This window comes from Tatumella sp. UBA2305 (assembly GCF_002345795.1).
GTDB classification, from domain to species: domain Bacteria; phylum Pseudomonadota; class Gammaproteobacteria; order Enterobacterales; family Enterobacteriaceae; genus Tatumella; species Tatumella morbirosei.
This window is the reverse complement of record NZ_DDVT01000020.1, coordinates 66,552-78,395: the sequence shown is the minus strand read 5'-3', so window position 1 is coordinate 78,395 and position 11,844 is coordinate 66,552. Positions and strand designations below refer to the sequence as shown.

Genomic DNA, 11,844 nt, shown 5'->3' with positions numbered 1-11,844 from the left:
TAAAAAACAGTACTCCCAGTCTGTTCGCAGCAATCCGGCTACATTCTTGCTCCCTGCAATTCAGTGGACTTATTCAGTATCAGCAAGGTCATCCTGACTGCGATCCGGTCCAATGAGGCGCTATACATCCGCTACAGCAATTTTCCCTCCTTCGGAGGTGTTATTCACTCTTTGTCAGAGCAGGCTGGTTCTTCCTTAACCCGCCTTGCGGTGTCTTACATCCTGTAAAACACCACCCTCCCTGGGTTGGTTTCATCCTGAAAACCTAAGTATCCATGGCATCCTGCCTGTGGAAGCTATTCTGTCAGAGTTGCTATTTTTCGCAACACAATTTTCACTGAAAAAATCCTATTTATCTATATATTTCAATGACTTTAAAATAAACCACTGAAAAAATAGGGTTTTATGCATATTATGATTGGCTGAAATAAAATCTGATTTTTGATCTCTTACACCTGAAGTAAGAGATCTCTTACGTATTAATCGTTAAAAACAGGTTATTTTGTTACAACAACACCTAATTTATTAAGAAAATCATCGACAGTTTCTGACAGAACTTCACGTTTTTTTGTACCCAGTGACTCTCTGATGACTTCGCCACTGAGATTGCATATCGAAATAATTTCCGTATCCTGGTCGGTCGCCGCAATAAATAAGGTGGGAGTCTGTTTCAGTCGTCGCTTCATCACCAGATGACCAATCAAATTTTCCTGAACACGACTGAAATCATCTTCATTCCATACCTGCAGCAAAGTTACTGGCAATCCGAACCATTCAGCCTGCATGTCCCCGGCAAACTGAGCGGTATACCAGGCGGTGACCGCCGGTTGCAGGGTTATCTCCAGGCCACGTTCTACCGCATCCAGCGATGAAGGCAGAGTAAAGGATTGCGGCTGCCAGTAAACTCCCTGCGTATCCCGGCTGACTTCACAGGGTGAATCAATGCCATACAGCTCACGACTGTAGGGCAGATGGCCGGTTTTCTGCTGCCACTCATCACAATAACGGCGGCTAAACTGCCTCATGGCATCTAAGGTTTGCTGCATCATTCATTTTCTCACTTCTGATCGGGTACACTGAGCACAACTCTATTTTACCAGTGGTACTGTTATGAATCATTATGACCATCACCAGGCGCTTGAAGGGCTGCCCCTTGGGAAACAAACCTCTTACACAGAACATTATGCACCACAGTTGTTACAGCCGGTGCCGCGAAGTCTTAACCGCGATGCCCTGAAGCTGCACGATGATAATTTACCCTTCCACGGAGAGGATCTGTGGACCTTATATGAACTCTCGTGGCTGAATTCTCTGGGAGTTCCCCGGGTCGCCATCGGTCATATGGCCCTGAGTGCCGCCAGTCTTAACCTGATTGAATCTAAAAGTTTTAAACTCTATCTCAACAGCTTTAATCAGACAAAATTTGCCGACATGGAATCGGTCAGACAGACTCTTGAACAGGACCTCTCGGCCTGCGCTCAGGGAGATGTCAGAATTACCCTGCACAACCTGGACGAATTTGAAGGTCAGCCTGTGGGTTCCTTCCGCGGAGAATGTATCGATTCACTGCCAGTGAGCGTAGATAACTATAGTTTTGATAATACCCTGCTGGCCGGTGCCACCGAACCTCAGGTCGTAGAAGAGACTTTGGTTAGCCATTTACTAAAGTCGAACTGTCTGATCACTTCTCAGCCAGACTGGGGGTCAGTGATGATACGCTATCGCGGACCGCGTATCCGTCGTGAGCCACTACTGCGTTATCTGCTCTCTTTCCGGCAGCATAACGAATTTCATGAACAATGTGTGGAACGCATCTTTTGTGATCTGCTTAAATTTTGTCAGCCTGAAGAACTGACCGTCTATGCCCGTTATACTCGTCGTGGAGGCCTGGATATTAACCCATGGCGCAGCAACGTCAGTTTTGACGCCCCAACGGTACGTCTGGCCCGCCAGTAACCCTTTCCTTATCTCTATCTCTGCCTTGCGGGAATATCCTGTTCCTGCTGGCGGAGTATTGGTTAACCTCCTCTGACCGGCAACTCCGTGACACCCGGGGTCACTGTTTCCGGTCCTGTCTTACCACAGAATCCGCACGGATAAACCTTGTTAAAATTCAGACTAAAGCGATACTTAGAGAACCCGGTTATCAGACTGATGACCGGACAGGGAGCCTCAGTCACGGCAATTCCTGGTTCAGCCGATGTATGATGCAGCAGTTCCCCATGGGGAGTAAGGAGTTCTCTTGATTACACATATCAGCCCGCTCGGGGCAATGGATCTGCTTTCCCAGATGGAAGTGGATATGCTGAAGCAAACCGCCAGCAGTGATTTATACCAACTGTTCCGTAACTGCTCACTGGCGGTACTGAACTCCGGAAGTCTGACCGATAACAGCCAGCAGCTGTTATCCCGCTTCGGGGATTTTGATATTAATGTGTTACGCCGTGAACGCGGTGTGAAACTGGAATTAATCAACCCGCCGGAAGATGCTTTTGTTGACGGACAAATTATCCGTTCGTTGCAGGCCAATTTATTCGCAGTACTGCGTGATATCCTGTTCGTGACCGGACAACTGAATAATTCTCAGGCTTTTCGGGATCCTCATACTGAAGATTCAGCCTTTATTACCAACCTGGTATTTTCCATCCTGCGGAATGCCCGTGCACTGCATATCGGCGAATTGCCGAATAACGTCGTGTGCTGGGGTGGCCATTCAGTGAATGCGGTTGAATATCAATACTGCCGTGATGTGGGTACCCAGCTTGGTCTGCGGGAACTGAATATTTGTACCGGCTGCGGACCCGGTGTTATGGAAGCACCGATGAAGGGGGCGGCGGTCGGTCACGCACAGCAACGTTATCGCGAAGGCAGATTTATCGGCCTGACCGAACCGTCAATCATTGCGGCAGAACCCCCTAATCCGCTGGTCAACGAGCTGATTATCATGCCAGATATCGAAAAACGTCTGGAAGCTTTTGTGCGGATTGCTCATGGCATCATCATTTTTCCCGGGGGGGTAGGCACCGCGGAAGAGCTGTTGTATTTGTTAGGGATTCTGATGCATCCGGCCAATCAGCATCAGGTGTTACCGTTAATTCTGACCGGCCCCCGGGAAAGCGCCGACTATTTTCGCGTGCTGGATGATTTTATCGTTAACACCCTGGGAGAAGAAGCCACCCGTCATTATCAAATCATTATTGATGATGCACCGGCAGTGGCCAAAGCGATAAAACAGGCCATGCCGGCAGTGAAAGAGTATCGTCGCCAGACCGGTGACGCCTACAGTTTTAACTGGTCATTACGTATTGAACCCGAACTGCAACTGCCGTTCCAGCCGACCCATGCCAATATGACGGCACTGAACCTGCATAAGGATCAGCCCAAGGATAAACTGGCCGCGGATCTGCGTCGTATGTTTTCAGGTATTGTCGCAGGAAATGTGAAAGATACCGGGATTCGGGAAATTCGTGCCCACGGGCCATTTAAAATTCATGGTGATGCCGATATTATGCAACGGATGGATGCTCTGTTGCAGGGCTTCATTGCTCAGCACCGGATGAAATTACCGGGCAGTGCTTATGAACCCTGCTACGAAATTATCATCTGATAGTATGGTCTGCCGGCGGCCCGGGTCGCCGGCAATCTCTCCATCACCTGATGGTCTCCTGGTCACTTATTTCCGGCGGTTATGACTTATCATCTGTTAATTATCGATGCGCTAAACCTTATCCGACGGATTCATGCCGTTCAGGGGGATCAGTGTGTTAACGGTGTGCGTGCCGCGACTCACCAGTTACTGCAGCACAGTCAGCCTACGCATGTGGTGGCGGTGTTTGATAATCCCCTGCATCGTCACGGCTGGCGGCATGAGTTGCTGCCGGGTTATAAAGCCGGACGTCCGGAAATGCCGGAACAGTTACGCCAGATGATGCCAACACTTCAGCAGATATTTGAACAATCCGGAGTTCACTGCTGGCAAGCCGGTGAAGATGAAGCTGATGATCTGGCCGCCACGCTGGCCAGTAAAATGTCGCAGGCCGGGCATCAGGCCACCATAGTGTCGACCGATAAAGGCTATTGCCAGTTACTGGCCCCGGATATCCGTTTGCGCGACTATTTTCAGAAACGCTGGCTCGACGTGCCTTTTATTCGTGAAGAATATGGGGTAACGCCACAACAACTGCCTGATTACTGGGGATTATGCGGTATCAGCAGCAGTAAAATCCCGGGAGTGGCCGGTATCGGACCCAAAAGTGCCAGCGAACTGATAAGTCGTTTCCATAACCTGGAACAGTTATATCAACAGCTGGATCAGGTGCCGGAAAAGTGGCAGAAAAAATTACGAGGGGAAATGGAAACCGCCCTGCTGTCACGTCAGGTGTCCCGGCTCTCTGCCGGGCTCTGTTTGCAGGGCAATCTGAAAAGTTTACGTTATCTGCCGGGCAGCAGATAAATCCGGGGGTTACCCCCGTTCGTCCAGCCGGCCGGGATGAGCACTCCAGATACGCCGGATATGAACTGTCACTTCTTCTCTGTCGTGATATAACTGCCGGGCCTGAATCTGAGCATTCACGCCACCGGCAGTCAGTGCCTGTTCAATCATTTGCAGGTTTTGTGAAACTTCCTCATAGCGTTTTTTCATCGGCAGTTTCAGGTTAAAAATCGCCTCACGGCACCAGCCATTGACCAGCCACTCTGTCATCAGGGAAGCAACCCGCACCGGTTTTTCTACCATATCGCACACCAGCCAACTGATGTTGGTTTTAGGTGGACGGAATTTAAAACCATCTTCGCGATGATGCATCACCTGCCCGGTCTCCATCAGTGATGGCGCCATAGGGCCATTATCCACGGCATACACCATCATACTGCGTTTCACCAGCTGATAAGTCCATCCCCCGGGGCAGGCCCCCAGATCCACGGCGTACATGCCGCTGGCCAGACGCTCATCCCATTCATCCGCCGGTACAAACACATGAAACGCTTCTTCGAGTTTCAGCGTAGAACGGCTGGGCGCATCGGACGGGAACTTAAGCCGGGGAATGCCCATAAACAGTGGCGAGTTATTCTCAGGCAAGGAATATCCGACATAACAGGTCCCGGAAGCGATAAAGAATACATGAACCACCGGACGTTTACTGCTTTCATAATTCAGCAGAATACCTTCCTTACGTAATGCCGCACGCAACGGCACCGTAAACTTACGGCAGAATTTCAGTAATTCTTTCGCTTCATTAGTATCCGGAACTTCAACCCGCAGATCGCCGCCCTTCTCTACTACCCCGGTCAACATCCCGGCTATCGGCGAAATCCGGTCTTCCTGTGGCAAATCCCGCAGAAGCTCTCCCACTACAATCATCTGCCGGGCAAAGATCAGTGACTGGAAAGCAATCTCCCGAATCAGTTTATCGGCATCTTCATACTGATAGCATTCGAAAATTACGTAGCCGGAGTTGTCCTTCACCCGGGCAAAACCGAATACCTGTAATTCAGTTGCACGCGCCGTAATTTCCGCCGCGCACTCTTTTTCAAAACCCGACCGGCAATATAACAAGACTTTATTCATGGCTGCTCACCCTTCTTTTTCAGACGCAGAGCGCCAATCAACATCAAAAACCATCCGGCCAGGAAACAGAGTCCCCCGACTGGCGTAATAAACACGAAAAACTTCAGGTGAGACAGTGCCAGACAATACAGGCTGCCGCTGAACAAGACGGTGCCCAGTGCCAGCATCGCTGCACTCCAGTAAAACCAGATATTCGCTCTGCGTAACATGGCTGCGGCCAGCCCGAGAATGGCCAGGGTATGGTATGCCTGATATTCCAGCCCGGTATGAATCCAGGCCATTTCATTATTTCCCAGAGTTTTACTTAATACATGGGCACCAAATGCCCCAAAAGCCACCAGCAGAAAACCGCTGACAGCCACAAAAATAAACATAGTACGGCTGGACATCACCTGCTCCTCATCCTGCCCTCAGACACTGCGGCGAGAATTAATCATACCTGAATCGAAATTTTTCCTGTTCACTGGCAGCACGCGCCAGAATCCATTGCCGGAAAGCGGCTATTTTACCCAGATCTGCCTGACTGTCATGACAAACCAGATAAAAAGCGTTCTGGCTGGCTAAAACATCATTAAACGGACAAACCAATCGCCCACTCTCAATTTCGCTCTGCACCATAACATTATTCGCCAGCGCGATCCCCTGTCCGTGAATTGCGGCCTGTAAAACCATCGAAGAATGGCTGAATATCGGGCCTTGTTGAACATTCACGCCGCTTAACCCCAACTGACGGGTATAGGCTTGCCAGTCACGCCGCGATGCATCATGCAGCAGGGTGAAGTGGCTAAGATCCGCCGGGCTCTTGAGGGAAAACTCTCCGGTCAGCAGGGCCGGAGAACAGACCGGTAACAGGTATTCAGCATAGAGTTTTTCGACCCGTAACCCTGGCCAGTTACCGCGACCGTAAAAAATCGCGACGTCCACATCATCGGAGAGTTTATCCTCTTCGCGGTCGACGGCCTGAATTCGCACATCAATCCCCGGGCAATCCTGGTTAAAGCTGGAAAGGCGTGGGACCAGCCACTGGATCGCGAAACTGGGGAGCAGGCTGACGGTTAATGCCCCTTTGGCGCTGCGCGCCTGAAGTTTGCGGGTGGCATCATTTAACGAGGCAAAAATCTCTTTGATATCCAGCGAATAACTCTGACCTTCTTCGGTCAGTAATAATGAACGATTACGGCGGCGGAAAAGTTTTAACCCCAGAAAATCCTCCAGTGACTTAATCTGGTGGCTCACCGCTGCCTGGGTAACAAACAACTCTTCGGCAGCCCGGGTAAAACTCAAATGCCGCGCGGCTGCATCAAAAACTTTCAGCGCATTGAGTGGTGGCAGACGTTTGGACATAACACTCTTCAGATTCACAGACTCAGGGATACCGAAACCGTCACGATTCAGGTATTAGTTATATTAATCCGAAGCATTATAAATTGTCCATTGAGGAAGCTCCAGCAAATACCTATAGTTGCGCCACTTCCTGAGCCGGAACGGAAAGCGTCTTGTACCTCAGGGTACCAGAGGCTTTTGGCTTTGGGTGGTGATGTTGTGTTTGCATTGGGTCTGTTTTTCAGACCTGCTTAATTTCCTGTGATATACCCTGTCTGTCCATAGTTTATATTTTTTACAGCACCGCTCTTTGCGGTGTTTTTTTTTGCCTGTAAACCACTAATCAGCACATATCACTACCAGACAACCCCCTTGCAATACTTATGCATGCCACGTCGTACCACATCAGAAGCCAATCGTTTGCGCGTGATTATTTACTCATTTTGGATAGATTTAGTTAATGCAAAAAAAGCATAACAGGGGCAGGTGTACCTGGTAGAAAGCTGAGGATGGACAGCCTGACAGGGGAGCAAAAAACAAGGTGGTGGCAGTTGTCGAAAGTCGTTACCCGGAGCAATGGCCCCGTGACACCAAAGGTGTCTGGGGCCATCAGTCAGCCGCTGTCAGCACAGCGGCTGTCACCAATTATTGTCCGACTTCAGTCATATCTTTAACGTCAGAGCGGTTAATCTGTTGTTTGTTACCATTACTGTCTTTGTAAACCATCATGCCGGTATCATCATCGACGGTGGGTTTCCCCTGGGTAACCACAGTACGACCATCATTAGTGTGCAGAACATAATTAGAAGAACAACCCGCCAGGGTAAACACCAGTGCTGAAACAACGAATGCTGCTGCAATAGGCTTTTTCATTTATTATCTCCTTAATCAGGGTATCTTATACTGTCAGTCATCATTGAATGACGCGGCCTGTCAGTGATCGCAGTGACAACTGTCTTATGCGAATCTCTGCTGACAGTCAGCTTATAAAAGCATAAGACAAAGTGGATAATCCGCCAGTAAACAGAGGCATTTTCAGGCTTATCTTAAATTTATCAGATACGAGTATGTTATGAATGGTTTTGACCCTGCGGAATTTCGCCGCCAGTTCCCTGCTCTGGACAGCCGGGAGATCTATCTGGACAGTGCGGCTACCGCCCTGAGACCGCGGGCAATGACAGAAGCCACCCGGGAATTTTACCGCACTTCAGGCACGGTTCACCGCAGCCAACATGTTCAGGCCCGGCGGTTGACCGAATTATATGAAAATACCCGTCAGCAGGTCGCTGATTTACTTAATGCTGGTGCTGCACGGCAGATCATCTGGACCCGGGGGGCGACCGAATCGGTAAATCTGGTCGCTAACAGCTGGCTGAGTCAACAATTAGCGCCAGGTGATCAGATTCTGGTCAGCGAAATGGAACATCATTCCAACCTGCTGCCATGGCTGATGATTGCGAAACAGCGTGGCGCAGAGGTGGTCAAATGGCCGGTCACCGCGCAGGGATTGCCACGTTATGACCTGTTACCCGGACTGCTGACGCCAAAAACCCGCTTGCTGGCTGTTAGTCAGATGTCAAATGTTACCGGAGCCCTGCCCGATTTAGAAAAAATCGTCGCGCTGGCACATGCCGCCGGGGTGAAGGTTCTGGTCGACGGGGCACAGGGAGTGGTTCATCAGCCGCCAGATTTACAGCAACTGGCGGTCGATTTTTATCTGTTTTCCTGCCATAAAATGTACGGACCGACCGGACTTGGTGTACTGTTTGCCCGTGAAGAACGACTCAGTGAAATGACCCCCTGGCTCGGTGGTGGCAAAATGATTGACGACGTCAGCTTTGAAGGCTTTACCCCGCGCCCCGCGCCCTGGCGCTTTGAAGCTGGTACCCCGAATATTGCCGGCGTTTATGGGTTTAATGCCACTCTGAAATTTTTGTCTGAGGTTAATCTGTCACACGCAGAGAGGTGGAGTCAGTCGCTGGCCAGTGACGCAGAAATTCGGCTGTCTGCGCTGCCCGGCTTCCGCAGTTTTCGGCAGCACTCAGCCCCCTTGCTGTCATTTACTATTGAGGGCATCCACCCTGCTGATCTGGTGACCTTACTGGCCGAACAGAATATTGCTCTGCGCGCCGGACAACACTGTGCTCAGCCACTGATGGCCGCGCTGAACACCCCTGGCACGATACGAGCCTCTTTTGCCCCATACAATAATCAGCAGGATGTGGACGCCCTGGTCCATGCGGTCAGCACAGCCGTTCTGTTGTTAAGCGAGTAAATTCATGAATGAAATAATTGCGCCTCATCCGTTTGGGAGTGAGATCACGGAAGCTAAGCTGCTACAGCAATTTTCTGGTTTTCAACACTGGGAAGAGCGCTACCGGCAACTGATCATGTTAAGCCGACAACTGCCACCACTGGCGGAAACTCTGAAACAACCAGCGATTGAGATCTCTGGCTGCGAAAACCGGGTCTGGCTGGGGAGTCAGAAACTGCCGGATGGCCGTCTGCATTTTTATGGCGACAGTGAAGGCCGAATCGTCAAGGGGTTACTGGCTGTTCTGCTGACTATCAACGAAGGAAAAACAGCCAGCGAAATCCTCAGTCTGGACCCGCTGGCTGTCTTTGATAAACTCGGGCTGAAACAACAATTAAGTACCAGCCGCAGTAGTGGCCTGGATGCACTGGCTGCCGCCATCAGACAAGCGGCAGAAACCTGAACAGGATGACTCGTCAGAGGGCTGACGCGGCACTCTGACGCTGCCTGCGCGCGAGATATTTCTTCAGCGCGTGAGCAACCGCGATAAAACCAAAACTGGCGGTAACCATGGTGGCAGCACCAAATCCTGCTTCACAATCCATACGCTTGGGCCCTTCTGCAGTACTGCGCGAGGCACACACCGTCCCATCCGGTTGTGGGTAGACCAGCGCTTCGGTGGAAAAGACACAATCAATCCCCAGCTTACCCTTACTGTTTTTTACCACTGAATAGTCTGACTTCAGCCGTTCGCGTAACTTCGCCGCCAATGGATCCTGAAAAGTTTTGGCCAGATCGGCGACCATGATTTGGGTCGGGTCAATCTGGCCACCAGCCCCGCCGGTGGTAATCAGTGGAATTTTGTAACGGCGGCAGTAAGCCAGTAATGCGGCTTTTGGCCTGACACTGTCGATAGCATCAATCACATAATCAAAACCAGACCCGATAAGAGAGGCAACATTATCCGGGGTGACAAAATCATCCACGCACACCACATCACATTCCGGGTTTATCTGACGAATACGTTCAGCCATCACTTCTGTTTTGGATTGGCCGACATTGCCGCGCAGTGCATGAATCTGCCGGTTAGTATTGGTGACACAAACGTCATCCATATCGATTAATGTCAGACTGCCGATACCGGTACGGGCCAGCGCCTCTGCGGCCCATGAACCCACGCCACCAATCCCGACCACACAAAAACGGGCCTGCGCAAAATAATTCAACGCCTGCTGACCATACAGACGCCCTGTACCGCCAAACCGCTGGCGCCAGCTATCGGTAACTTCCGGCATAGTTCCTCTTTGATTAACTTCATGACCGGAACATTGTAGGGTTCAGGTCACCATACTCTTGATGGCCTCCCGCAGGAGGCCCGGACAATTAACGGGTCAGTAGTCCTGTCCCGGGGGCTGATTTTAACACCCAAACTCGTCCATAGTGATTATAAAAGCCAGCAAGTTGTGCGGCACCGGGGCCAATTCCCTGATAAATATCGAAATGTTGACCTTTAATCGCTCCGCCAACATCCAGAGCAACCATCAGCCGCATCTGATAGGTACCATTAAATTTACCCTGATTATTCAGTTGCGGAATTTCAGCTAACAGCACCGTACCTGGCGGGATCAGTGAGCGATCGGAGGCTACCGAGGCTTTGGCTACCAGAGGCACCGCGCTGGCACCCCGGACCGGGGTATACTCTTCCGGTTTAAAGAATACGAAAGAAGCATTGGTCTCCAGTAAAGCCCGAACTTCCTGATAAGAATGATTCTGCGCCCATTCACGAATAGCCTGCATTGACATATCTTCGCGCTTCACCTCACCGCGATCGATCAATTCTTTGCCAATACTATGATAGGCCCAGCCATTCTTGCCACCGTAGCCAAAAAAGGTCAGTGGACGGCCATCGCCGAAATCCACATACCCGCTACCCTGCACATCCATCATAAAGTTATCGATTAAGGAATTACTCCAGGCAATCACGTAACGTGAATCGAGCGCACCATTATAGATTTCGGCACGGCTGGGGAGTTTGTGGCCTCGTTTACGAGGTGGCATCCGGTAGATAGGGTACTGAAATGCTCCCTGTCGGGTATAACGGGCTTCGATAACCGGAGTGTAATAACCGGTAAACTGTACATTTCCGTAATTATCAGTCCCTTCCATCTGCCAGGCATTTACACCAAACTGCCGTAACTGCCGGGTATTGCCACCTGCGGCCAGCCAACTTTCAATGGCCTGATAGGTACTGCGGTTGCGGTTAAATAGCCCGCCGGAAGCGAGTTGAATCTGTCTGACCTGACTGGCAAAATCCCGGGCATTGACCGGTGCGCCATGTGCATTAGGCTGGTTAACTAATGCAAACGGCTGATCGAGCTTGCCATCTTTATACTGTTGACCGCGATCGGTAGGTTTTGAAGAACATCCGGCAAGTAAGGCCAGAATAACCCCCGTCACTGCATATTTTACCCGGTTTCCTTTCATTAATGCTGCCTTTAATGATTTGTCTGTGGCGAAGATAGCAGAGGGAACCGGATAATTAAATCATCCTCCGCCCCCACCCCGGGGATTTACATAAAAAGACAAAAACCGTCGGAAAATTCAGCAGACCACGGTTTTTTTTACGTTTTTTCTAAAAAATGGGTTGCATCAGATCCCATGAGGAGTATAGTGCGCTTCCACGGACGCGGGGTGGAGCAGC

The 11,844-nt window shown here is 50.5% G+C and carries 12 protein-coding genes; 5 read left to right on the top strand and 7 right to left on the bottom strand.

The features are described 5' to 3' along the window. Positions 1-497: 497 nt before the first annotated feature. Positions 498-1,049, bottom strand: coding sequence for a SecY-interacting protein (syd, locus tag B3Z23_RS12815; protein ID WP_294910630.1), 552 nt, complete (start codon positions 1,047-1,049; stop codon positions 498-500). 61 nt (positions 1,050-1,110) lie between these two features. On the opposite strand from syd, the gene queF reads away from it, so the two are divergent. From queF to xni, 3 genes are all read left to right on the top strand, one after another. Next, on the top strand, positions 1,111-1,956 hold the full coding sequence (gene queF, locus B3Z23_RS12810) for an NADPH-dependent 7-cyano-7-deazaguanine reductase QueF (protein ID WP_294910627.1): 846 nt from the start codon (positions 1,111-1,113) through the stop codon (positions 1,954-1,956). A 286-nt stretch (positions 1,957-2,242) separates the two neighbouring features. Next, the gene (gene ppnN / locus B3Z23_RS12805) at positions 2,243-3,607 is read left to right on the top strand and encodes a nucleotide 5'-monophosphate nucleosidase PpnN (RefSeq protein ID WP_294910625.1); all 1,365 of its coding nucleotides are present in this window, start codon (positions 2,243-2,245) and stop codon (positions 3,605-3,607) included. A gap of 81 nt (positions 3,608-3,688) precedes the next feature. Continuing rightward, entirely contained in the window at positions 3,689-4,453 is a 765-nt protein-coding gene (xni, locus tag B3Z23_RS12800) for a flap endonuclease Xni (protein ID WP_294910622.1), read from the top strand. A 9-nt stretch (positions 4,454-4,462) separates the two neighbouring features. Here the strand turns inward: xni and rlmM are convergent, their stop codons facing one another. The 4 genes from rlmM to B3Z23_RS12780 form a co-directional block, all read right to left on the bottom strand. Continuing rightward, positions 4,463-5,566, bottom strand: coding sequence for a 23S rRNA (cytidine(2498)-2'-O)-methyltransferase RlmM (gene rlmM / locus B3Z23_RS12795; protein WP_294910619.1), 1,104 nt, complete (start codon positions 5,564-5,566; stop codon positions 4,463-4,465). Next, complete coding sequence (locus B3Z23_RS12790) at positions 5,563-5,955, bottom strand: DUF423 domain-containing protein (protein ID WP_294910616.1); 393 nt, start codon at positions 5,953-5,955, stop codon at positions 5,563-5,565. Before B3Z23_RS12790 ends, rlmM begins: the two co-directional genes overlap by 4 nt. Before the next feature lie 40 nt (positions 5,956-5,995). Further along, the gene (locus B3Z23_RS12785; RefSeq protein ID WP_294910613.1) at positions 5,996-6,910 is read right to left on the bottom strand and encodes a transcriptional regulator GcvA; all 915 of its coding nucleotides are present in this window, start codon (positions 6,908-6,910) and stop codon (positions 5,996-5,998) included. Positions 6,911-7,534: 624 nt separating this feature from the next. After that, positions 7,535-7,762, bottom strand: coding sequence for a YgdI/YgdR family lipoprotein (locus B3Z23_RS12780; protein WP_038018295.1), 228 nt, complete (start codon positions 7,760-7,762; stop codon positions 7,535-7,537). 199 nt (positions 7,763-7,961) lie between these two features. Between B3Z23_RS12780 and csdA the strand changes: the two genes are divergently transcribed. Together csdA and csdE are read left to right on the top strand one after the other, a co-directional pair. After that, positions 7,962-9,164 carry a cysteine desulfurase CsdA gene (gene csdA, locus B3Z23_RS12775; RefSeq protein WP_294910609.1) on the top strand — a complete coding sequence of 401 codons (1,203 nt, stop codon included), beginning with the start codon at positions 7,962-7,964 and terminating at the stop codon, positions 9,162-9,164. Positions 9,165-9,168: 4 nt separating this feature from the next. After that, entirely contained in the window at positions 9,169-9,606 is a 438-nt protein-coding gene (gene csdE / locus B3Z23_RS12770; RefSeq protein WP_294910607.1) for a cysteine desulfurase sulfur acceptor subunit CsdE, read from the top strand. A 13-nt stretch (positions 9,607-9,619) separates the two neighbouring features. Here the strand turns inward: csdE and tcdA are convergent, their stop codons facing one another. Together tcdA and mltA are read right to left on the bottom strand one after the other, a co-directional pair. Continuing rightward, a complete protein-coding gene (tcdA, locus tag B3Z23_RS12765) occupies positions 9,620-10,438 on the bottom strand; it encodes a tRNA cyclic N6-threonylcarbamoyladenosine(37) synthase TcdA (protein ID WP_294910605.1) in 819 nt (272 codons plus the stop codon). Between the two features lie 88 nt (positions 10,439-10,526). Then, positions 10,527-11,627 (bottom strand): murein transglycosylase A, encoded by a 1,101-nt coding sequence (mltA, locus tag B3Z23_RS12760; protein ID WP_294910603.1) that lies wholly within the window; start codon positions 11,625-11,627, stop codon positions 10,527-10,529. Positions 11,628-11,844 lie beyond the last annotated feature (217 nt).